Below are 23,615 nucleotides of genomic sequence, written 5' to 3' on the forward strand. Positions count from 1 at the left end.
GCAGGACACGCACCCCTCAGTCGGCACCCGCTGCGGCCAGGCGCCCCCGGTTCTTGAGTTCTAAGGCGAGGGTGACGGAAGCGAGCGCAACATCTTCGTCAGCATCTCCAGTGAGTTCAAGAAGGCGCTGCTCGAAAAGGTCACGGCGAATGGCGGTAACGCCTGCTGAGGAACCCCGCACGGCGTTGATCACACGGGTTGCAACCCTGACTCCCTGCTCAGAGTGAGCAAGCAAGCCGTGTAAGCGGTTCCCGATGATCGATTCCTCGACTCTCCGAGTTACGGACTGGTAGTCCCGCTCTTGGACTCCACGGCGGCTTGCGGACCAGTCGTAGGCATCGAGATACCCGAGCTTCCGACTCTTGGCAACCCACCGACTCGCGGTGACCTCCGAAACTCGCCACTCCCTTGCGACCGCGAACCGAGGCGGGTCTCCCACACGTTGCGCCAGAGTGTAGTACCAAGCTACTTGCAAATAGTGGTCATCTGGCCATGACCTGCCAACCTTGCCGGGCTTGCGGTCCGTCCCAGTGCCTCGCTCAACTCGCAACGAGTCCGAGTCGGCCCTGAGTACCGACTTGACGCGCTCGTTAAGGGCTGCGATCGGCAGCTTGTTCAACGCGTTCCGATTCAGCGGTGCCGGCGCAGCCTCGTCGCGGGGTTCGATGCCGAGACCGGTCAGAACGGGGCGACCCGAGATGATCTCCGCCCGCACGTGAAAGATCCACGGCCCCGGAAGGTCACGGAAGGTCATCGAGAGACGATCCCGCCCGTCTTCGAAGGTCTCCAGCATCCCCGTGTCCGTTGGCCCTGGGATCGACCTCGCCGCGATCGGCTGTCGTCCATCGGTCGACGTCATTTTGATAGACCCCCTGCCTATCTTGATATAGCTGATCGGCTGTACTCTACCCCGCCCGCCGGTCAGGCTTTGGTGCAGCGGGCTCACACGAGCTGCGCCGCAACGAGAAAGGCTCAGAGCACGATGGACATCGACTCCAACCCGCCCCGGCTGCCCCTCCGGTGGCTGACGATCCTCGCGGTCTCGGCCGCCCTTGGGTGGGCTCTCGGCGTGATGGTCTCCCCCGCCGTAGGGTTCGGCACGGCGATCGCCCTCGCGGGATTGCTCCACAAGATCAGCGGCTAGCCGCAACACCCGCAGGTTGGGCGTCCGTTTGGGGTGCGCCCAACCTGCGAAAACATGGAGTGCGAACGTCTTCCTCGACGAGCCTCGGGAAAGCACTCTGCACTCCCAGGCCGGAGCGTGTTGGCTAGCCGACGCCGAGAAGCTTTGCTAGCCACGTCGTGAGCACGCCGATGGGTACGGAGAGCACCACGGAGTCCAGTCAACAGTGCGCAGCACGGTCCAGAGCCGAAGTGGCGCTCTCCGAAGCCCGCGACCCCAGACCACCACCGCTCTCCGAAGCCCGCGACCCCAGACCACCACGTGATAGCGAACGGCGAACAGCCAATGCTCCCAACGCATCCGCAGGTTGGGAGTCTGCGAGGCAGCAGCGGCATCTGCAAATTCAGGCTGCTCGTGCGTACCCGACGAGGCGAATATCTTTTCCTCACAATGAGAAAAAGCAGAAGTGTGAGAGATCCGCTTCGGACGTCGCCGAGCCCTCGCCACAAGCACACGAGCCCTCACCGGAAACATGGCAGCGACAACAGCCATGCCTCCGACCAGGCCGAAGGCCGTCTGAACCTCATGGTCAGGGCTGGCAAGGATCACGCCGACCGAGACGCCCAGCATCGCCAGGACCCAGCTCAGAATTCGTGCCACGTAGAGCAGTTAATCAATCCCGCGCAACGGCTAGGAACGCTCGCCGCTGGAGTGCAAACACCTTCCTCGACGACGCCCTGATTCCCACCCCGGAAGTCAGGGCGTCGCATTGATCACCGGCGACAACCGATTTCCGTCAGCCTCGCTCGCCCGGGAGAATGTCGACCATGGCAGTCGACGGATGCGTCTTTTGCAGTGGCCCCGTCAGTGGGCAGGGCGAGCACGTGCTCCCGAACTGGGTGCTGTACCGGTTCGACAACAGCAGCAGGTCGTTCACATCCAAGATGAACGGGACTCCTTTGGGCAGGCCGATCCCACACCACCCTCGTGTTCGTCTCAAGGAAGTATGTGGTCACGGGGGTACCGGTGATTGCAACCGCTGGCTCAACATGACATTCGAGGACCCGATGCGGCCAGCCGTCAAGAAGGCGCTGACTGGAATCGCTCGCCTGGATGAGACCAACAACGCGAAGTTTGCCCAGTGGCTGTTGAAGACGATGCTACTGCTGGCGCATCCACAGACGCGCTGGGACGGCTCCGAGGAGGCGCGCGGCTGGAGCGACTACCCCGAGACGTGGCTCCCGAATCTCAAGGCGACCGGTATGTTCCCCGACGATCTTTCCTGTGGATCGCGGTCTATGACGAAAACACCTCGGATGGCCACCTAGACGAACCAGTGACCATCGATCTGCCTCACACCTTCTACGATGATGGTTCGGACGGTGGCGGCACGTGTCAGAGCCATTACCTTGGTCTTCGCATGGACGATGATCGGGTCCTTGTTGTCACCCTCCTCTGGCACCCGCTTTGCCTGGTAACTCATCCCTTCGAGGAAGTTAATCTGGGCACTCGCATATGGCCTTCATCCCCAACCGCGATCGACCTCACTACCCATCCCACCCTGAGTCCGGAGGGCTGGTCGCAGTGGAAGGATCTGTTCAGTGACGCAGGCGCCGGTATCGGGGTGCAGCCAAGGCACGCTCTACGACTCGCCAAGGATCTCCCCCTAAGCCCCTGGCAGCCCGAAAGCCGAGTCTGCCTCCACACATAGCGGCATCCTCACCAAGACCGCCTACGGAGTGCAAAGGACCTCCTCGACGACCCTCGGGAAAGCACTTTGCACTCCCAGCACCGCTGTCGATCCGGTGAAAGGCCGCGACCTTACAAAGTCAGACTGACTTTGGCAAGGTTTTTTTTAAAAGCGGACTGAGCCGACGCGAGGGCTCCCGCGTAGAGCATCGCGCAACCGACGGCACCTTCTGACCGAGGCCGGCACCCAATGAACTGAGGGTATGGGCACCGGCCGCTGCGAGTGGCGCGGTCGGTCGGCTTGCGCAGGTTCGATCCACCTGCACGCGGCCAGCGGCGCCCGAACGGCAAAGATCCTCAGTGCGAATCCGCAGGTAAAGCCTTGTGTGATGAAGCTTGCGCAGGTGTCAAGTCTCGGCGGGAGCCGTCGAACATGGGAACGGGTCGATGACGTTGCCGTTGTGTCGGTGACTTGGCCGATCGATGCGGGTAGGCCGTAACGCGCGAGATCGTGTCGTGGCTCATCGCCTCCTAGTGACCGGTGGCCAGTGTTCGCTCAGACCGGGGAGAGCGCGGCGGCGCGCTCTCCCCGGTGTCTCTGAGGGCCGACATGGCGAGTGTCGGCAACTCTTGAAAACTGACCCCCGGGGCGGACGGCTTCTAGTACTTGTCGCAACACCCTTGATCATGTGAGGCATGTTGATGGCAAGACGTGGACGGAAGCGGCGGCTCGAGCTCGAGTCGGAGTACTGGCGGTTGGTGACGTCAGGCGTTTGCCCAGGTCAAGCGACACAACGCTATGACAACGAATCGGGCAAATGGGCCAATACTACTTAAAGGCGCTCCGGTAGGATTCGAACGTGCGCCACGGCCTCCGGGGGGAGCTTGCGTGTCCAGCCTGCGAAACCCTGTGGCCTGCGCATTCTCGGAGTGCGTTGGAGATTGGTGCGTAACCTGGACGCGCATTTGCCGTAAAGGGGTCTATACATCTCTCAGAGAGGGTCTCGGCGTGGCATCCGCCCCTCGATGCGAACAAGGTCAACTCAGCGACGGCACCGCACCGTACTACGGGGACGTGGAAGGGAGCTGCCGGTAAAAGTCTGTGGACACCAGTCCGACGGATATGCCGAGTATCTTCCCGATGATCGCCACGCTGATCTTACCGCCCCGTCGTGCGTCGTCTCGCCATCCCTTGATTAGCCGAACGCGATTGGCGGGAGGTAGGACGCGACCCAACCGGAGTGGGGCGAGCGAGGCAGCCACGCCGACAAGGCGGGCATCCTTTCCCGCGCCTACTGCCAGCAACCCCTCGCCGAGCCCTTCAGTGATGTTCGCGACGTACTGCTCGGCGCGGTCAGGATCGCTCAGCGCATGCGCAGCCAACGAAACGATGTCAACACCCGTGCTCATATCCGAAGCCTTCCGCCGCCGCCGTAGAGGGGAGCTACCCCGTCAGGTTGGATGATTTTAGGCGACCTCCTACCCGCCAGCTAGTGCCAGCGGGTGCCGCGCATGCTCGCGCGACCGGCCACTGTCGAGGTTGAGGGTTGCTGTGCCGAGGGCTCGAACCCCTTACACCCCGATGCGAACGAGGTCGCCTTCGCTCAAGCACCTGCGGCCTTCGGTGATTGTGCTGTTCGCGGCGTTGGTCTCCGTTGCTGCTGCGAGGCATCGCGCGCAAGATCGTCTCCCAGTTTCTCCCACTGTGCCGCAGTCGCCGGGGTGAAACCGTGACCAAGCGAGTCTGGGCGGTACGTTCTGGTGAAGCTAGAACCGTTACGCCACAACTGCTTCATGTTCGCTGCGGTCGGGCTCGGTGCGGTCGGTTGCTGTACCTTGCTGCTGTACTGCGTAGCGTTGACCGACGCAGCATCGGCCACGACGAGCATGGAAGGCGACATGTCGAGTGTGAACGGTTTCATGCGCGATGTACTAGACGGCGTAAGAAAACGCGTAAACGATCGTGACGACGATGTATTTGCTGATGGGTTCAACGAAGCAACCAGTATTTGCGTGGGTATTCTATCAAAGAACATTGACGATCTGTTGAATCAAATCAAGTCGGGCAGTTATCTATCCGATCAAGAGCAGTTTCTGTTGTCACGATTAACTGAAATGAAATCTGAAACAGAAAAATGCTTGCGCGATTATGGGGGCAGCACGGCAACAGGCGAAGGGAGATAATGGACAAGGTGGGATGCGCTTCGTGCGGGTTGTCAGAGCATTTGTGGACAAGTGCGCCGACGGTGCGGTGACTGGTGTCGCGCCGGTAAATTCCGGTACTCGGTCCGCTAGATGGCGGCTATCTTCCGAGTCGCGGCGGTGGGCTCGATGAGGTCGGTACCGTTGCGCTGCAACGGTTGTGGGCCGGACTGGGTTGGCTCGGTCCGGTCGGTTGCTGCACTCCGCTGCTGTACGTCCTAGCACCAGCGTTGGTAGTCCGACCTTGGGATTACAGTAGAGGCGCGATCTTCGCTCGGTTGGATCACCGGTGCTGCTGCTGAGTCCGGGCGCCGGCCCCCAGACGGCGGCGGCACCTTTCATAGGTGCCGTGTTCTGGCCATGGCCCAGCTCGTCAAGGAAGCGCCTACCGGACGACGACCTTGGCAAGGTAGGCCGAAGACAAGACTGTCAGCGCAGTCGATGGCGAGGACACCTGCATGAGCTGCGGTGACCCTCTATAGTTCGCTTCTCCCCGTGTCTGCTCGGTGTCGGCGGGCGGAAAGTTGCACCGCACCATCTGGGTACCGAAAACCATGTAGCAGCGATCACGACATCGGCATGCAGAAGGACCGCCTCGACCCGCCTGATGAGTCGGAACGAGTCCGATCGACGAGCGAAGAAACAGGCTCATTGCTCGCGAATCGCGTGGGAGCGTAAGCGGAAACCGATAGTAGCTTCAACGAGGTTGTTTCGTAGATCCTCCACCTTATCGGATTTTCTTACCGGCAGGTCAAACGCCAAATTAAGCGTTTGAAGCGCGTCCCGCGTGAGCTTTAGTCCTTCAACGTATGAAAGGCCCTCCTCGCGGGACTTCATGCCTGACAAGGCTGCCCGGATTCTATCAACATCTGCCGATTCCAACGCCATCAGATGGTCCCTGGACCTGCTCGACCTCGGGACCACGACCAGTCTCGCCTCACCCAACAGTAAACGGTCGATATCCTCTTCAGAAAGGCTGCGTAAAACATTTGTAACTTCCTTCAAGAGCTGCACGGTCCTGTCGGCGCTTTTTGGTGCATCTATCATTACAAGCCCGCCTTGTTCTGAAACTCGCTAACTAGTTCTTCAAGTTCTTCGACGATGTGTTTAAAGTTTGGCTCCCCATGAAGGACCACGGGAACGCCACTACGAGGTGCGTCCGTGAAGAATGTCTTATTCTCTCGGATAAACGAGTCAAAAACGGGTACGCCAAGCGCTTTGGTTTGACTGATATAAGGCCGAAGGGCTGATATTGGCTGCCCACCGTATATCTGCAGCATTGTGAACACCACGCCGAGGATCTGTGGATTGATTACGTCTGACTGCTTTCCGGTCTCTAGCTTGGCGTACTCGTTATAGTCGCCAACAAGCTGGTTCAAGTTACGTTGCAGATAATCGATCCCAAGAGTCGAAAGATAATCCGCCTTCGCCGGTATGAGGATACTGTCACTCGCCACGATGGCGGTCTTCGTGACAACGTTGAAGTTCGGTGGACAATCGATCAATACAATGTCGTATTCCTCAAAGGGCTGCTCATTGAGACCTTCGGCCAATCGGCGATGAACCCGAAGGTACTTCATTTTAGATTGCTTGAGGCTCGTGCCGCTTAGTTCAGCGGCCAGCTCTAGATCGACATTTATAAGCCCTAGATGGGATGGGATTATATGGAGAAGGCCGCCGTTGGCCTCGACACCTCTATTTTTCGCGCGAGCTGGCTCCGCGATGAGAGTGTTAAGAGTGAGCGGAGACGGTCCCGTATCATATGAGTCGAACCATTGTTTGATGGTCTTCTTGTCAGCAAGAGACTTCGTCCAGTATTCCGGCGTGAAAAAAGAGAAGGTCAAACTCGCCTGTGGGTCGAGATCAATCAACAGAACTTTCTTGCCTCGATAGGCAAGTTCGGCGCCTAAATTGGCGGTCAGCGTCGTCTTGCCAACGCCACCCTTATAATTAATTACCGATACAATCTTCATGTGTTCGCCTATCGTCTTCATGGGTCACACGTTGTCACCGTTAGCTTGGCCTGGGCGCGTCACCCGACCATCGCATTGGTCGGCTTGACTCTACCTTCAAGCGATTCGCCCACTGGTTGCCGACCGCACTACCGTATGACCAAAACGAGCATCGTCAACGCGCTCGCCCCTGGCGAAGCCAGTCTGACCAGGGCGGCATTCGTCAGGAACCCTGCTGTGGCGACATGGCATGGCGCGTCCGCCGCAGAGACGTGACGATGCGACATACACGTCATCATCGACGTATAGGCCGAGGGTGCACACCTCAGCGTGAAGTGAGCGCGTAGATCAACTAAATCGGTAACCCGTGATCCGCGGTGCCGAGTCGTGAGGGCGGCTCGCGCTTTGTCGCCTGGTGCCGAGCGCAGGTTCGTGCCACCGTCGAAGGTCCGAGACGCACCCCCAAGCGCCTGGTGATATTGCGGCTGAGCTGCGCGAAGGTGGTCCGGTGTAAGGCGATCTTCATGGCGGATACATCCCAAAACTGCTCCCCATCCGGTCGCCTGGCTATAGCGGCTGACCTGCCGGGTGATGGCGGATGCCTATGATCAAATCGTGCTTTAGGTGACGCCGGTTCCCTCGTCGTTCGGCTCGCGAACCGCTCTCTCAGCTGATCTTGGACCGTGGTTGGTGCCGCCTGTGCATGTTTGTTGCCGGACGGAACGACAGAACCCGGCGAGTGAGGACAACCCGCAGCGTCAAGGAGCGTCGCCCTGGACCTGCCGGCAGCGGCACGCGTGCTGCTCAGCAGGATGGCGGGAGTTGCTGCACATGAGTGACAGCCGATGACGCCTTCGGCTGGCCACTCCGTCCCGGCAGGTGGGTTAGCATTCCTTGTGCGTTGTTGGCGTGCTGTAGTTCAGTGAGGAGTTGCTCAGTGGCTGAGTTCCGGTACCAGGCGTATCGCATGCATCAGACCGACACTGGCAAGCCGCTGGTCCTGTTCACCGCTCCCGCCACGGATATCGAACAGTGGGCGGGAGTGCCACAGCGAAGGCGACTCGACGATCGTGAAACCTTTGGCTTTCAGCGTGAAGTGAAGGACAGTCGAGTTGATGAGATTGCGGCCTTCTTCCGTAATCCTCGCAATGTTGTGCAAAATCCGCTTTTGGCTGCGATTCAAAGTGAAACGAGCGTTCGCTTCGCGCCTTCGGAGGACCATAGCCCCTTCGGCGAGCTGATCATCAACTCCGCAGGCATCGAGGCCCTACCATTTCTTGAGATGCTTAAGCAGCTTGCGAAACAGGTTCGAGAGCGTGTGCCGATCCTTGCTGACTATGAGGTCCCCCAAGGTCTCGTCGACCAGCTTTATCTCCTAGCTCAGGCTCGGTATAACACCGCTGGTCCAGTTGATGCCGATGAGCCCGACGAGCTCGCGGAAGAGGATATCCCGGAATCAGAAGAATCGAACACGTCTGAGTTTGGTTCCGTTCTTCTGTCCGAGGAAACAAATATTGTTGAGTTTTACGCTGACATTCAAGCGCGTATCACGGTACTTGAGCGTATTACTTCCTCGTGGGACCGAGACGAATTTTTGGGATTTACGAAAGAGGCTATCCTTGCCTACCTGCTGCCGGTTGTTTTGGTAGATGGACAGCATCGTCTTCGGGGAGCTGTTCAAGCGGCAGCAGCGGAGATGGAGAGTGATGGCAACCGGTCGGAGATCTACGCGGAGATAGCGGCCGGCACGAACGCAGATGAGGTCCAGGCCCAAAGCCTACAGAAGTACTCCCGACGGCTGCCTGTTTCATTGCTGATGGATGCAAGCCCCAGCGAGCATGTGTTCCAATTTGTTGTGGTGAATCAAAAGGCAACACCCATGGCACCGGCTCTTCTCGGGACTATTGTTTCGACAAGCCTCGGAGCGGAGGAGTTAAAGCCTATTGCTCAACGCCTGAGAGACGCGAAGATCAAACTAGAGGACTCGCGTGCTATCGCCTACTTGACCCGTGCTTCAGAGAGTCCGTTCCGAGGGCTGGTACAGACTGGCATGGGGGGAGATCGAACTGAATATCTGCAATGGACCGTACTGCAGGGACTAGTGCGGATCTTCAGGGAATTTACAGGCGGACGCCTTTATGGGTGGAAGAACGACTATGCGAGCATCTGGTGCCAGCGGTACTTAAGTCAATGCGCACTGGTGGCCGAGGTTGACACCTATTCTGAGAAGAAGGAGTTGTGGGGACGGCCCGATGGCCCTTGGCGGGACATCTTCATTCGGTTTTTCACATGTGTACGCGACTACTTTGGTGATGTCTCCGACATGGGGGCCAGCAATGCCTGGGGAAATACCCGGGGCAACCTGTTCAACAAGGTGAGCTTGACAATCTTGTCTGCTGACTACTTTGAGTTCCTCGTGTCGCGCGAGGAGACTCTGGACACTGTCGAAGATGTCGATCGAACGTTTGAGGCATGGCTCAAGGGAACCAACGCTGGCTACTTCAATAGGGATTGGAAGTTGGCAAGCGTGAAGAAAGATTCCATCAAGGTTCGAAATAAATGGGCCACGCTCTGGTTCGAGTACCGCCGGAATCCGAATACTATGCCCGCTGTGCGCGAATTCGGGGCGTAATCCGACGTGCATGCTCGCGATGTAGTCACGTTCTTTGGTGTCGTCGCTACGTCTGGCCGTCTCCGTTGGTCTGATACAGAGGTTCAATCGCTCGCACGATTGCGAGTTCCAAGCGATGTACTCGGACCTAGGGCATGGCTTCTACAGGCAGACGCCACTCTCGCTCATGCGCGATGGTTCTTAGCTAGCCTCGTCGACACGGCACCCTTCGAGCAGGACGAGACCCTGCGCCTGCCGCACCTAGCTGCCCAAGTCCGCGATGCCATCCTCGAAGTCGACCGACACATGCCTAAAGACGAACTTCTGGAGGTGGTGGAAGCCCTCTCCAATATTGTCTGGCAGGAGATCGAGGAACGACGTATTCGGCGTCGGGCTAGAATGACTCAGCCAACTAAAGATGAACTGTGGTTTGCTTCGGAGCCGGAGCCTCGCTGCTATCTGTGCGGGTATAAGTTCACGCCTGCGGCCCGCGATTATTTTCTTGGCAGGTCGAGAGTTTTACCAACGGTTTCGTTGTTAGTCGACTTCACTCGACCTCGGCTGAAAGTTCGGCATCTCCAGATAGAGATAGACCATGTTCAGCCAGTGGTGGACGGCGGATCGAACGAGATTGCTAATCTGAGACTTGCGTGCGGACTTTGCAACATAATCAAAAGTCGGTTCGGGAGCATCTATGACACGTATTCTTGGCCAGTAAGGCATTTGCGTCATCCTGACCTCGGCTGGGTCACGATCCCGCAGCCGTTATGGCTTCTCAGAGTACTAAGCCTACGGGCGCGGTGCGAATACCGCGATGGATGTGCGGCCACGGTTGAGACCCACGAGATGTTCGCCGCGCCTTGGTCGGTAAGCGGATCTCTAAATCCTGTGAACATCAAGGTCTGCTGTAGTGATCACGATCCCTGGGCCTCTAAACGCCTGATAAGGCCATCACTGTTGGCGTGAGAAGGTCGAGCAGCGTACCGCCGAGCGCGATCTCCACGCTCGTGCTGAGCCGCAGCGCCTCCACCCCACGGTCGGACCATGGATACCAAATTCCATCTCGCTGATGTCGTTGCGCCTGCTCGGAGGCGTTTGACTAGATCTTGATACCGTCGGCCACAGTGTAGAGCGGTCGTTCCCTGATGTCAGTGCAGGAGCAGGTCTCGCACTCGCGAGACGGCTTCTTGCCAGTCGACCGCCTCGGTGAGGTGGCTCCACGACAGTCGCAGCGCGCCGCGGATCTGGTCTTCAGGCAGGCCCATAGCCACTAGGACGTGGCTCGGGTCATAGGAGGCCGACGTACATGCCGAGCCGTTGGACACCTCTAGGAGACCGCGCCAGGCGACCATCACGGCTTCGGAGTCGAGTCCCGGCAGTGCGACGTTGAGGACATGAGGCAAGGTGTTGTCGGGCTCGCCGTGGATGATCGGATTGAGCGGGGCGAGGCCGGCGAGCACGTGGCTCCGGTACGTCTGGCAAGCCAGCCGACGTTGTGTGTTCTCCTGGACGGCAAGTTCGGCTGCGAGTCCCAGCCCGGCGACAAGGGGCACAGGCAGTGTTCCGGGTCGCAGGCCGCGTTCCTGGCCGCCGCCGACGATTAACGGAGTTAGGGGCGGGCGGCGGTAGCCTCGCCGGCGCGTGATGAGCGCACCGACGCCCTTGGGGGCAAAGATCTTGTGGCCCGAGATCGACATGAGGTCAATGCGATGGTGGCGCACGAGGCTCAGCAGCTTTCCGAAGGCTTGGGCTGCGTCGACATGCAGGTAGGCGGGGTGGTCGGCCATGCCCGTACATATGGCGTCGATCGCCTGGATGACTCCGGTCTCATTATTGGCCGCCATGACGGAGACCAGGAGAGTGTCGGGTCGCAGTTTGCCGATGATCGCCGCCGGGTCGACGCGTCCGGACGCGTCCGGTGCCACCAGGTCAACTTCAAAGCCCTGGGATGCTAGCCGTTCGAGGGGTTCGAGTACGGCCTTGTGCTCGATGGAGGTAGCGACGATGTGACGGCGGTTGCTCCGCTCGCCCTCAGGGGCAAGACCGAGGATCGCGATGTTGTTCGCCTCGGTAGCTCCCGAGGTGAAGATCACCTCGTCTTGCTGGCAGTCGACGACTTTCGCCACTTGGCTGCGAGCTGAGGCGACGGCACGTTGCGCCGTGAGGCCCATGTCATGCGTGCGGCTGCCGGCATTGCCGTATTCAAGGGTCATGTACCGAAGAACAAGATCCACTACGCGGCCGTCAACCTGGGTCGTCGCGTTCGCATCAAGGTAGACCGTCACGGGCGCGCCCTTCCCAGCAGTGCACGCCGAAACCGGCGGCGTGGGAGATGCTAACGGACGCGACTCGGCCGCCATAAGTTGACGTACGTTACGTCTGCAATTTAACGTAAGCCGTGCGCGAAACAGTATCCGACACGGTTCTAGCTGTCCGTGATGAGTCGGACGACGATCAGTTAGATTCCGACGCCTTGGCTGGGCACTATGAGTACGCCTTCCCCGCCATACGCGGCCTTCAAGCCGGACGTGTCTTTTATGTCTCGATGTGTCCATTGCGGCTACTATCGAAGATGTTCGTCTGGGACGACGAGGAGATGCCCCCGGAGCTGCGCGCTCAGCGGACGCTGAACAAGGGCCGGATTCCGGAGATGGTGCGTTATATCGATGAGAATCCAACGTCGTACACCTTCTCGGCGATCACTGCTTCGGTAGACGCCTCAGTGACGTTCCTTCGTGCTCCATCCACTGACAAGGCCTCCGGCCTGGGTACGCTGCGGGTTCCGATGGACGGCCGGTTCATCATCAACGACGGGCAACATCGTCGAGCCGCCATTGAGCAGGCCCTGCGCGCCAACCCCGATCTCGGCAAGGAATCGATCGCAGTCGTTTTCTTTCTCGACAAAGGGCTGGAGCGCTGCCAGCAGATGTTCGCCGATCTCAACCGGCATGCGGTCCGACCCTCGCCATCGATCGGAGTCCTCTACGACCACCGTGACAAGCTCTCCGCCGTCACGCGGCTTGTCGTAGCGCAGTCCGCGGTGCTGAGAGGCGTCGTGGAGAGCGAGGCGACCTCCCTGGCCAAAGCGTCGCGAAAGATGTTCACCCTGTCTGCGATCAACAGCGCGCATAAAGCGCTGTTCTCTGGGAACAACGACATGGCGCAGGCCGACATGGTGAGCAAAGCCCTCGCGCTGTGGGAGGCCGCCGATCCCCAGTTCCCAGAGTGGGCACTCATCCGCGACCGGCAGGTGCGCGCGCAGGAGATCCGGCGTGACTTCATCCACACTCATGGCATCGTGTTGACTGCGCTGGGGCGGATTGGAAATACCCTGCTCACCGAGGGTGCCGCGGTCAAGACCTGGAGGAAGCGCCTGTCTGGCCTGTCGAGGGTTGACTGGGCACGGACGAACAAGATCTGGGAAGGTCGAGCGCTGGTAGGCGGGACCGTTCAGAAGTCAGGATCGAACATACTTCTCACTACCGCGCTGATACGCACCCAGCTCGGTATGGCCTTGCCTGCTGAAGAGCAGAGGGCTGAGGACAACCGGAAGGCGATCGTATGACCAAGGTGATGGTTCCCACTCCCAGGCAGCGTCCGTTTGGGGAGCTGGGCCTGGCGAAAACCGTTGAGGGCGCCATAGAGGAGATCATCGAACTCTACAGCTCTGACGACATCCCCTGGGTGATCGGCTACTCCGGTGGCAAGGACTCCACCGCTACCCTCCAGCTGGTGTGGCTGGCGCTGGAGCGGATGCCGGCTGCCGCTCGCGCGAAGCCCGTGCACGTCATCAGCACGGACACGCTCGTGGAAAACCCGGTGGTGTCGGCCTGGGTAAACCGCAGCCTGCAGGTTATGGGCGAGAAGGCCACTGAGCTGGGACTCCCGCTCACGCCACACAAACTCACCCCCGAACTGGCCGACACATTCTGGGTGAATCTGATCGGGAAGGGCTACCCGGCGCCGCGTCCGAAGTTCCGGTGGTGCACCGAACGACTGAAGATCAAGCCGTCGAACGCGTTCATCCGTTCGATGGTCCGCCAGCACGGCGAGGCCATCCTGGTGCTCGGCATGCGCAAGCAGGAATCTTCCACACGTGCGCGGGTGATGGCCGCCCACGAAGCCAAGCGCGTGCGAGAACGACTCGCTCCGAACGGAAGCCTTCCGAACTCACTGGTCTACACGCCGATCGAGGCCTGGAGCTCAGACGAGGTGTGGATGTTCCTGATGCAGGTCAGCAATCCGTGGGGATACTCAAACAAAGATCTGCTGACCATGTATCAAGGCGCCTCCGCCGACAACGAGTGCCCGCTGGTCGTTGACACAACAACACCCAGCTGCGGTGACAGTCGATTCGGGTGCTGGACCTGCACCCTCGTTGACAAAGACAAGTCGATGACAGCGATGGTGATCAACGACGCCGAGAAGGCGTGGATGGAGCCACTGCTCGCGCTACGCAACGATCTCGACTTGGCCGATGACCGCGAGCTACGCGACTTCCGCCGCATGAACGGCAGCGTTCAGCTGTTCCACGACGCGCCCATCCCCGGCCCTTACACCCAGCCTTCACGCCAACGATGGCTGCGCCGGCTCCTGGAGGCACAGGAGGAGGTCCGCAGGAACGGACCGCCAGAGGTCGGCACGATCGAGCTGATCACCCTTGCTGAGCTAGAAGAGATCCGGCGCATCTGGGTCGTCGAGAAGCACGAGTTCGAAGACTCGCTACCCCGCATCTATGCGGAGGCGACCGGCCAGGCCTATCCAGGCAAGCCGCTGGACGAGGCCCTGCCGCTGGGTGCGGTCGAGGTTGAACTGCTGGCTGAGATCTGCGGAGAAGACCGACTGCACTTCGAGACCGTGCGCGAACTGCTTGATGTCGAACGTCGTCATCGCAACCAGCTGCGGCGGGCTGGCCTGTTCCCTGCCCTGGAGAAAGCCCTCACCAAGGGCTTCTACCGCGACCAGGACGATGCCGTGGCGTACGCGCGCCGTCAGCGCGATCTCGCCAAGGAGGCCGAGGATTGGGCGTCGGACGGGCTCTATCGCCAGCCCGTATCCCCTGAACGGGGCTCCGACTTCGAATCCATCGACAACTGATTCACGGGCAGCTGATGATCTTCCAAGAACTCGTACTTACCAATATCGGACCTTTTGCCGGACGCCAATCGATGCGTCTTGCACCGAAGGAGCCCCATAGGCCCATCATCCTGTTCGGCGGTCTGAACGGTGCGGGCAAGACCACCATCCTCGAAGCGCTACTGCTCGTCTTGTACGGCCCGCACACCCCGGGCAGCTCCCGCCGGGCGACCAGCTATGAGCGCTACCTCACCCAGCTCATCCACTATGCGGCCGATCCGGCGCACGGAGCCTCCATCGAACTGCTGTTTCGTGCCGTCAACGACGGCGCGTGGCAGGAGTTCAGGCTCGTGCGCCGTTGGGCGGTCGTCGGTGGCCGGCTACGCGAAGTCGTCGAGGTCAGCCGCGACGGGTATGCCGATCAGGTCTTAACCGAGGGCTGGGCTGACCATGTCGAAACCCTCGCCCCACGCGGAGTGGCGAACCTTTTCTTCTTCGATGGCGAGCAGATCGAGGCCTTCGCTGAACCCGACGTCTCTCAGGAGCTCGTCCGGACCGCGATCAGCGGGCTGCTCGGCCTCGATCTCGTGGATCGGCTGCAGGAAGACCTGACCGTGCTTGAACGACGCCACCGTCAGGAGGCCGCGCAGGGTGGTGACCTCACTGGCATCGAAGAGAAACAGCAGATGCTCGAGCAGTGCCAGGAAGCAGAGGTCACCCTCCTTCAGGACCTTGAGGATGCCCATCGTGAGCTGAAACTCGCCATTGAGGGCGCGGACGCTGCCCGGTCCCGTCTCAACAGGGAAGGGGCGCAGCAGTACCAGCAGCGAGACCAGCTGGCTTCGAGGCTCCATGCAGCGAAGACTGACGCGAAAGCGGCTCGTGATGCGTTGATCGAATCCATCGGCGGCTACGGCCCGCTGCTGCTTGTGCCAGACCTCCTTGCGGCCGTCACCGAGCAGGCGACGTCCGAGCGTCGTCACGCTGATGATCAAGCGCTTGCCACCCTGCTCGCCGACCGAGATCAACAATTGCTCGACCTGATGCAGACGCAGCGCGCTGCGGCCAAGGTTGTCGATGCCTTGACGGCGTTCCTCACCGAAGACCGCGCCCGCCGCACCGCTGCGGCACCGACGTCACCTTTCCTCCATCCCGACGAGCCGACGCTTCTGTTGGCCCAGAGTTTGCAGGGTGGTGAACTCACCGAGACCCTCACAGTGCTGCGGGAGCGGGTCGCCGAGCTCGACCAGGCGCGCGTCAATCTGGACCATGCGGACCGCGCTGCTGCCGCAGTCCCGCAGAAAGACCTTGGCGACGCCATGATGATCGAGTTCGAGGCCGCGAACAATATGCTCGCCCGCGCCCGCGCTCGCGTAGAGATCCTCAGCGCAACCCACGCCGAGGCGCAGGCAAGCCACACGCTGGCGAAGAAGGCATACACGCAGGCGCTTGCTGTCATCTCCGAGGAGCGTCTGCGCAGTGAACGCGTCAGGCGCCTCGTCGATCACGCAGCCAGAGCCCGCGATACCCTTGCCATCCTGCGTGCCAAGGCCACCCAGCGACACGTACAACGGATCCAGTCCATGGTCTTCGACTCGCTGCGGCTATTGCTACGCAAGGAACACCTCATTCGTGAGGTGAGCATCGACCCCGAGACCTGCTCCATGGAGTTGCTCAACAACGATGGGCGACCCGTACGGCCCCGGAGCCTGTCCGCCGGCGAGCGCCAACTGCTGGCAGTCGCGCTCCTGGCAGGACTCGCCAGGGCCTCAGGCCGCATGTTGCCTGTAGTCATCGATACCCCGCTCGGGCGGTTGGACCAGGACCATCGCATGCGATTCGTGCAAAGTTATCTACCCAACGCCAGCCATCAGGTAATCGTCCTCTCCACGGACACCGAGATCACCCCCGACGTTCTCGACACTCTCCGTGAGGCCGACGTCGTCAGCCATACCATCCGCCTCGAGCATGATGCGAAAACTGGGACGACCCGCGGCGTGGAAGGCTATTTCGACGCCCCCGCGGCTCGCGGCAAGCGTCCGGCGAAGGGTTCACAGCTATGACACCTCGACCTAAGAACGCCGCCGCGAGGCAGGTTGGCGTCGTGCCGGCACCGGACACTGTGCGTGTCGGCGGCGAAATCCGGGACCAGCTCATCACGCTCAAGCGGCGTACGGGAGTGATGAATTGGAACGTGCTGTGCCGATGGGCGCTGTGCCGGTCACTGTCCGAGCCAACCGCGCCTGGACTCATGCCGACCTCAGGCGACGCGACTGTCGAGATGACGTGGAAGACCTTCGCAGGCCCGGCGGGTGACATCTACTGGTGGCTCATCAAGCAACATACCCGCGACCTTGGCCTGCCGCTGGATGAGCACACGTTGTCTACCCAGTTGCGCGCTCACATCGTGCGTGGGACTCAGTACCTGGTCGGGGACCAGCACATGAAGGATACGCAAGACCTCGTGGCACTCATCAAGCTCTGATTTGGATCAACGCCACCATCGGGAGGGTCGGACTGCCGTAGGGGCCCTCCTGTCCGGTGGTGGCGTTGATGGCATCAGATCGGCTAGATCACGACGGACTTCAAGCCGAGCAGAGACCACAAAGGGTCCTGGACAGCCGAATCGTCGCCTACCTCCCTCAGGACGCAGTCCACACTGTCGATCGCCGACAGCACGAGGTCCCGCACACCGCTCTCGTCCTTCTGCTGCTCTCGCAGCCACTCGAACCCGGCGTAGGCATACCGGTCCAGCAGCGCCAGGCGTTCGATCAGCTTCTGCTCCGACAGCAGGTCCAGCTGTGATCGCAGCGACTCTCGCGCCACGTCGCCATCATCAGCGCTGGTCAGCACGGCTGCTGCGGCGAGCTCTACCGCGCCCTCGGCGCCCAGGAAGACCCGATCCTGAATGGGGAGCACGTCCTTCTTCGAGGCCGGGATCTGATCGGCGGGCGTGGGCTGGTTCAGCGCGAGGGCCAGCGACGCAGCGAACACGTAGGCTTCGCGCATCTCGCGGAACGGTCCGGTCTTGGTGCCTGCGGCAACAGACTTCGCCTTGCCCGTGGTGATGAGCGAGTCGAGGATGGCCCGGTGCGCCGGGTAGATGTTTACATTTGCCATCGTCGTCCTCCTCAGCCGATCAGCGTCATGCGCGTGCGGGCAGGGTCCACACCGTCGTCCTGGGTGCTGTAGATATGGTCCTTACCCTTCCACTTGACGACACGGTTACTTGTCTTGTGAGATGTCAGCTCCATGATGTTGGCGCTGCCGATGTGCTCGGAGATCTCTTCCCACGCCTCCACCGACTTCGCCGATACGATGATCACGATCTGTGGCAGCAACTGCGGGAGCGCCTTGATGACGTCGGCCTCGTACTCGTTGTCCAGCGGGCTCGTCGGGGAGTCGAGGACCACTGGAAACCCGACCTTCTTCGAAGTCGCGACATCGCCGGTCCGCTGGAACTGCTCGTTCCTCCGGGCGATCTCCGCGTACTGGGGCGCCAGCCGGGCGATAGCTCCGAGGAAGGCGATCAGCAGGAGCACTTTCTCTGACTGCGACAGCGGCATCGCCTCGTCGCGTCCGGGCGCGCCCACGGAGATCCCGAAGTCTTCCCCGACCCGGATCTCAAACGGCTTCGCGATCAGGTCCGAGTACGTGTCGTTGATGGCCTTCTGAAAGTCCTCACGGCCGAAATGGTTCAAGCCCTTCCGCGCCGCATCGAAGAAGTCCTTCACCTCACGCAGGATCTCGATTGCAGCAGTCTTGCGCTTGTACCCGTCCGACTTCGATGACTTCCTGGTGTAATCGGCCAGTTTATCCCGCTCGCCCTCAGTGGCTTTCAGGATGTTGGCCGCGATGTCCCGCGATTCCTGCTCTAGGCGGTCCACGAACTGCTGCTTGAGCATGGCGATATCAACGGGACTGTTGCCCTGCGCTGGCATGGGGATGTCCTGCGCATCCGTGAACTCCTTGAACTCGCGCCTGGCCTTGACCACCATGCGGTCGGCGACGTCGATGCACATCCGCAACACCGACTGCAGCATCTTCATGTCGGCGTCTTGAGGAGGTCCGGGAACGGTAAGGTCCAAGGCCAGAGCGCCGACTTGGCCGCGCAGTTCGGCGATCTCGCGTTCTGTCTTTTCCAGGTGGCTCCGGAGCTGTGTCCTGGTTTCCAGGCCCAACACCGCCATGGCGTGCTCGGTGACATGCTCCAGCAACTTCTCGACGCGGTCACGGGCCTGATCGGAGAAGTCGACCTGGCACAGGGCGCAACGCCCATCTGCCAGTGATTGGTGCAAAACCGAGTCGTGAATCCGTGGCGGCATGAGCCCAGCCTTCTCGGCAATGTCGAGCCGGCGGACCGCGGACTCCGAAGCATGATGACCGAAGTGCAGGTATGCCTTACGTGCGAGCTCCACGTAGAGGTCGTTGGCCTGCTGGACCGCCTTCTCCGCGCCCGTGACCCTGTCTTTCAGATCGTTGTACTCAAGTTCCCACTTCTTGATCTCTTCAGGGTTGTACTTCTCCGCTTCCTTCTTCGCCTTGCCGGCTTGATCACGCGCCTGTGCCAACAGCGAAGGAAGTTTGTCTCGCCGCTCCTCGGCAGCGTTCAGTTCGGCCTGCGCCTGTTCCCACGCCCGCCTAGCAGCCTCGACGGTGTCGTCGGTGTACTTCTGCGTCGGCCGGAGAGCATCGCTTGCTATCGCTCCGCGCAGGTCCTCGACGGCATGGTCGTAGATGTCGCCCGCCAGCAGCGACCTGATCGCCGAGCCGATGTCCAGCGACGCACCTTCTCCAGGCCGGTCCCCTTGAAGGACGCTGGCGGTACTAAACGTCTCTGCGGGGAAGAAGAACAGATCTTTGAGAGGCTTGGGCAGAATGCGGTAGATGTCGTCCTCGACTGCCCGTTCACCGTTCTTAGTGACTGTCAGGTCGTAATCGCCATTGGACTGACGCCGAGCGTCCGTCGCCCGCCGCACGCGAAACTTGTTTTCCTCGTGCTCAAGTTCAAGCTCCACAAAGGCCTCAGCCGTAGCATCGCCCTTGAGCGCCTCGAAGTTGACCAAGCTCTCGGGTCCCTCGAACCCGTCAGTGAACTGACCGTAGAGGGCCCAGGTAAACGCGTTGAGCAGGGCGGTCTTGCCAGCACCGTTTGGCCCTAGCACCAGGGTCACCGGCTTATCGGGATCCGTAGAGAAGTCGATGCGGTGGGTGCCGTGGAATGGCCGCCAGTTTCGCATGGTCAGCGAGGTGAACTTCACTGATCGCTCCCGGTGGGTTTGGTGGCCGATAGTGCTTGGTGGGCGAACTCTTCACGCAGCTCGCTGCGGTCCTCAGCGAATCGGCGCCTGTGTTCGGCCTCGATGACGAACTTTGTGACCTCCCTCGCGGCGGGACTCAGCTCTGTCACAAGGTTCTTTATGTGCTGCTCGAAGGCGCTCACTGAACCCACTCCTCCATGTCGCCCTCGTGGGTGAGGTTCATCCAGGTGTGCTCGGCAGGGCGCAGGCCGTACTCGTAGGCCCAGGCAATGACAGAGAATAGAGCCTCGCTGTTGCGCGCCGCATCTGCGAGTTCCGCCGCACGCGACAGCTCTGCCCCGATCAGGCGTTTCTCAGAATCGGACGGTTCGCCGACCGGACGCGGCGGCATCACGAGGAAGTCGTGGATGACCGCGTGGGACTTCGGATTGTCAGGATCTCGCCGGAGCAGGCGTCCACGACGCTGTACGAACTGCCGCGGGTTCTGAGTCGAGGCAGTGATCACGCCGATGCGGGCCGAGGGGATGTCGACGCCCTCGTCCAGGCACTTCATGGCCAGCAGAGCCTGGATGTCACCGCTCGCGAGACGTTCCTGCAGAACCTCCCGGCGTTCGCTGTCGGTCTCACCGTAGTAGCGCTCGACCCGCATGCCGAAGTCCTCCCTCAACATCCGCTCGGTCTCGTCGAGTTGGAAGAAGTCCGACTCCGGATCCTTGCCTTCAGCTACGTAGATAATCTGGTGAGTCTCGTTCCTCAACCCCCCGGCCATGAGCTGGCGTAGGCAGCCTCGCTTGTTCGTCGCGTGCTGAATCAGGCGGGTACGCGCGCGAATGTGAGTCTCGGCCGCCTGTTCGTCCCCCGCGCCGAACGCCATAGCGATCTTCTGGGAGATCAGCCGGTACTGCCGGCTCTCTTCCTCAGTGAGCTCAATTGGTGATGGAAGGTAGTCGTACGGGACGAGCGCCTGGTACTTGTATATCGCTTCCTTGATGCTGATCGACAGCACGGGCTTGCCGAAGTACTCCAAAAGTGCATCCGTTCCTACCTCATCGCCGTGCCGCTTCGGCGTCGCCGACAGCCCTAAGGTCATCGTTGCATTCTTGGGAAGCGCAGCCAGGCGGGCGGCCGTCCCCAGCGAATGCATCTCGTCGCCGATCACCAGCAGGTGGCCGCTGTGACGGGCAAGCTGCCGCTGCAGGAAATGATCTGAAGCAGGTCCCATGTTGGCCGAGCGTGGAGTGAGGCTGTCAGCTGTGGTGATGACCATCTCTGTCCGTCGACCGTGACTCGACCTGGCAGCCGAGAACACCGACTTCAAGTACTCTTCTTGACCCCGTCTGAGGGTGCCGTGACAGACAGCTGGCCGGAAGCCGAAGCGCTCAGCGTCGTTACGCCATTGGCCCACGAGGTCAATCGACGGAACGATGACAAGGACCAGCAAGGGCCGATCGGACTTCGCGATATGAATAGACGCCTGCGTAGCAGCCGCCAGCGCCGTGAGGGTCTTGCCTGTTCCTGTGGCCATGGCGAACGTGCCTCTTCCGCCAGCCAGCAGCCAGTCGTTTACCGCACTTTTCTGGTACTCACGCAGGACAAGGCTGTCCGGTAGTGAGGGCACGAATGTCGCATCGTCCGGGATCGGTATGTCCGAGATCGCAGGTTCATCGAATTCGTACATGCGCGACCGGGCGACCGACGGCTCACGCATGCCGAAGGTGGATCGCATTGGTTCTTCGATCCAATCATTGACCTTCCAGAGCGATATCCCCTCGACCTGTTCACCCCAGACCTGCTCGAAGCGGTCGCGCTCCTCCTGCGCGTAGGCTCGCTGCTCCTCGTTAGCCCAGCTGCGGTGAAGTGGAAACGACTCCGAATGCAGTCGAGCCCCACCGAGCGTTTCGTTTGGACTACCGGTAAAGGTCATCCAGTTTCCGTCGCCGTCGGCAAAGATGCCAATCTTCTCGTGAAAGAGCGCATAGCTTCGGGCATGCTCGCGCAGGGCGATCCTCACGTCGAGTTTTCCGGTAGCGACCATCCAGGTCAGAAGCTTGAGGCGGTCTGCGAGAACCGGATTGGGAATTGGTTTAGCGATGGCTTCTCGTAGATCCTGTTTAATGCGTTCCCTGAGTTGTTCACCCTTGCCCATCGCCTCGAGTTCCTCATCATTGAGATGAGCAGGAGATGTGATCAGCCGCATCTTGCCGCCGTGGATCACAAATCGGTCTATGGATGGGGCTATAGCGGCCAGCAGCCGTGCTGAGAAGAATCCAACCGCCCGGTCATAGGTGTTCGACCGAGCGAAGGCCGGCACGTAGAAATTGTTGATTAGGTCATCTGGTGGCGAATTGTATCGACGCTTCCAGTTGGGATCCCATGACGGCAACAAATCCATTTTCACCTACTCTTGAGAATGTCGAGCAGGGGGTCTGAAACGGGCTCGTAAGAAGCAGCCTTCGGTATTGCTGCTTCCTGAATACCACGAAGCTCCAGCTCGAAACCTAGGCCCGGTAAGGGCACATCGCCGGGAGGTTGCACTATCGGATCAGCGACTAACGTGAGCAGCATCGCCACTAAGATATCAATCAAAGTAGCCCTGCCGCAGCTGGGAATGCGCTGCAAGTCCCTGATCTTTAGTTCCATTAGCTGATTGAGCTGGGTAAGACCGTTTGTTGCCAGCAATCGTCGCGACCGCTCTGTACGGCATCGCGCAGTGACGTCTGCATCGGCTGTCGAATCGTTGCCGAGCAATACACGAAGGGAGTCGGTATCGGCGGCGGAAGCAAGCAATCCAGCCCAGGTGGTCGCTACCGTCAGACGCGCCGGGCCGGCTGCAGCGCCTTCCACCGCGGCGATCGCCTGCTCGTACACCAACATTCGCCCTCCCCCTACTCAGCACATGAATGCTAGACCGGCGGTGCGACTGCGCATCGCCGTGCACGGTCGTCGCCTCAGCGGATCATGGAGATGCGGCCTAGGACACGGGTCGTAGGTCAAAGTCGATTTCCGGCAGTGGTAGGCCGACGAGCAGGCGGGCCAGGCAGACGTTCTCATCGCCGGTGGTCGTGATGCCGTGCCCTACGAAGACGGTAAGCGCGGCGTCGGTCTGGCCCATGAGGATCGAGGCGGCTGAGGAGATCTCGTCGACGCGGTTCATGATCGGCCGGCTGGGGTTGTCGAACAGGTCGTGTTCGCCTTCGAGTTCTTCCATGTGCCGGATGCCGGCGATGCCGATGGTTGCCTCGAATGTGCTGTCGCGGTTGCGGCTGCCGAACGAGTCCGACACGATCACTGTCACGGTGATGCCGGTCTGCTGGCGGATGCTCTCGCGGATTCGCCGGGCTGACGCGTCGGGATCGATGGCAGCAGCATGGCGCGGCCTTCGCTGCGAGGCCCGATGTTGGACATGTCGACGCCCGCGCCGGTGCCCTGGAAACCACGGTTGTCGACGGTGACGATGTGGCGGCCTTTGACGTTGAGGATCGCCCTGGACTCGTCGAGGTAGAGCTGGCAGAGGAGGTCGTCGAGGCCGGTCCCTTCGGCCAGCTTCAGCGCCCGTGCCGAGGGAGTGACCGAGGCGAGGTCAACCTTGCGGACCCCTGCCTTGGAGACGATCTTCTGCGCGACGACGACGTCTTGGTCGACGAAGGTAAACCTGTCGGCTTCGGCAGCCTCGAAGATGACCGCTACAAGGCCTACCACCA

The 23,615-nt window shown here is 60.7% G+C and carries 17 protein-coding genes and 1 pseudogene; 9 read left to right on the forward strand and 9 right to left on the reverse strand.

The annotated features are described in order from the left end of the window. Positions 1–16: 16 nt before the first annotated feature. Positions 17–793, reverse strand: coding sequence for a hypothetical protein (locus F4553_RS26200; RefSeq protein WP_184840249.1), 777 nt, complete (start codon positions 791–793; stop codon positions 17–19). 189 nt (positions 794–982) lie between these two features. On the opposite strand from F4553_RS26200, the gene F4553_RS26205 reads away from it, so the two are divergent. The 3 genes from F4553_RS26205 to F4553_RS26215 all read left to right on the forward strand — a co-directional run bounded on the left by F4553_RS26205 (position 983) and on the right by F4553_RS26215 (position 4,996). After that, on the forward strand, positions 983–1,144 hold the full coding sequence (locus tag F4553_RS26205) for a hypothetical protein (protein ID WP_184840251.1): 162 nt from the start codon (positions 983–985) through the stop codon (positions 1,142–1,144). 806 nt (positions 1,145–1,950) lie between these two features. Further along, positions 1,951–2,451, forward strand: a complete 501-nt coding sequence (locus tag F4553_RS26210) for a hypothetical protein (RefSeq protein WP_184840253.1) — start codon at positions 1,951–1,953, stop codon at positions 2,449–2,451. Between the two features lie 2,155 nt (positions 2,452–4,606). Continuing rightward, entirely contained in the window at positions 4,607–4,996 is a 390-nt protein-coding gene (locus tag F4553_RS26215) for a hypothetical protein (RefSeq protein WP_184840255.1), read from the forward strand. 1,064 nt (positions 4,997–6,060) lie between these two features. Here the strand turns inward: F4553_RS26215 and F4553_RS26220 are convergent. After that, positions 6,061–7,008: a ParA family protein gene (locus F4553_RS26220; RefSeq protein ID WP_221470021.1), complete on the reverse strand. Its 948-nt coding sequence runs from the start codon at positions 7,006–7,008 to the stop codon at positions 6,061–6,063. An 895-nt stretch (positions 7,009–7,903) separates the two neighbouring features. On the opposite strand from F4553_RS26220, the gene F4553_RS26225 reads away from it, so the two are divergent. Together F4553_RS26225 and F4553_RS43040 are read left to right on the forward strand one after the other, a co-directional pair. Next, complete coding sequence (locus F4553_RS26225) at positions 7,904–9,598, forward strand: ParB N-terminal domain-containing protein (RefSeq protein ID WP_184840257.1); 1,695 nt, start codon at positions 7,904–7,906, stop codon at positions 9,596–9,598. Between the two features lie 378 nt (positions 9,599–9,976). Continuing rightward, positions 9,977–10,543, forward strand: a complete 567-nt coding sequence (locus F4553_RS43040) for an HNH endonuclease signature motif containing protein (protein ID WP_376776294.1) — start codon at positions 9,977–9,979, stop codon at positions 10,541–10,543. Positions 10,544–10,725: 182 nt separating this feature from the next. On the opposite strand, the gene F4553_RS26235 is transcribed toward F4553_RS43040, so the two are convergent. Next, on the reverse strand, positions 10,726–11,862 hold the full coding sequence (locus F4553_RS26235) for an aminotransferase class V-fold PLP-dependent enzyme (protein ID WP_312875365.1): 1,137 nt from the start codon (positions 11,860–11,862) through the stop codon (positions 10,726–10,728). A gap of 113 nt (positions 11,863–11,975) precedes the next feature. On the opposite strand from F4553_RS26235, the gene dndB reads away from it, so the two are divergent. The 4 genes from dndB to dndE are packed head-to-tail and all read left to right on the forward strand — an operon-like array spanning position 11,976 to position 17,138. Beyond that, the gene (gene dndB / locus F4553_RS26240; RefSeq protein WP_312875366.1) at positions 11,976–13,142 is read left to right on the forward strand and encodes a DNA sulfur modification protein DndB; all 1,167 of its coding nucleotides are present in this window, start codon (positions 11,976–11,978) and stop codon (positions 13,140–13,142) included. Continuing rightward, on the forward strand, positions 13,139–14,674 hold the full coding sequence (gene dndC / locus F4553_RS26245) for a DNA phosphorothioation system sulfurtransferase DndC (RefSeq protein WP_184840263.1): 1,536 nt from the start codon (positions 13,139–13,141) through the stop codon (positions 14,672–14,674). The genes dndB and dndC overlap by 4 nt, the downstream gene beginning before the upstream one ends. Before the next feature lie 14 nt (positions 14,675–14,688). Continuing rightward, positions 14,689–16,716: a DNA sulfur modification protein DndD gene (gene dndD / locus F4553_RS26250; protein ID WP_184840265.1), complete on the forward strand. Its 2,028-nt coding sequence runs from the start codon at positions 14,689–14,691 to the stop codon at positions 16,714–16,716. Between the two features lie 41 nt (positions 16,717–16,757). Beyond that, positions 16,758–17,138, forward strand: coding sequence for a DNA sulfur modification protein DndE (gene dndE / locus F4553_RS26255; RefSeq protein WP_312875367.1), 381 nt, complete (start codon positions 16,758–16,760; stop codon positions 17,136–17,138). An 83-nt stretch (positions 17,139–17,221) separates the two neighbouring features. Here the strand turns inward: dndE and F4553_RS26260 are convergent, their stop codons facing one another. The 6 genes and pseudogenes from F4553_RS26260 to F4553_RS43045 all read right to left on the reverse strand — a co-directional run bounded on the left by F4553_RS26260 (position 17,222) and on the right by F4553_RS43045 (position 23,613). After that, positions 17,222–17,773, reverse strand: coding sequence for a DNA phosphorothioation-associated 4-like protein (locus tag F4553_RS26260; RefSeq protein ID WP_184840269.1), 552 nt, complete (start codon positions 17,771–17,773; stop codon positions 17,222–17,224). 11 nt (positions 17,774–17,784) lie between these two features. Beyond that, complete coding sequence (locus F4553_RS26265) at positions 17,785–19,914, reverse strand: AAA family ATPase (protein ID WP_184840270.1); 2,130 nt, start codon at positions 19,912–19,914, stop codon at positions 17,785–17,787. Further along, on the reverse strand, positions 19,911–20,096 hold the full coding sequence (locus F4553_RS26270; protein ID WP_184840272.1) for a hypothetical protein: 186 nt from the start codon (positions 20,094–20,096) through the stop codon (positions 19,911–19,913). The genes F4553_RS26265 and F4553_RS26270 overlap by 4 nt, the downstream gene beginning before the upstream one ends. After that, positions 20,093–22,306, reverse strand: a complete 2,214-nt coding sequence (locus F4553_RS26275) for a DEAD/DEAH box helicase family protein (protein ID WP_184840274.1) — start codon at positions 22,304–22,306, stop codon at positions 20,093–20,095. The genes F4553_RS26270 and F4553_RS26275 overlap by 4 nt, the downstream gene beginning before the upstream one ends. Positions 22,307–22,308: 2 nt before the next feature. Next, positions 22,309–22,788 carry a hypothetical protein gene (locus F4553_RS26280; RefSeq protein WP_184840276.1) on the reverse strand — a complete coding sequence of 160 codons (480 nt, stop codon included), beginning with the start codon at positions 22,786–22,788 and terminating at the stop codon, positions 22,309–22,311. 97 nt (positions 22,789–22,885) lie between these two features. Next, positions 22,886–23,613, reverse strand: a pseudogene (locus tag F4553_RS43045) (coenzyme F420-0:L-glutamate ligase). Positions 23,614–23,615: the final 2 nt, after the last annotated feature.

The sequence above is a fragment of the Allocatelliglobosispora scoriae genome, from assembly GCF_014204945.1.
Lineage (GTDB): Bacteria > Actinomycetota > Actinomycetes > Mycobacteriales > Micromonosporaceae > Allocatelliglobosispora > Allocatelliglobosispora scoriae.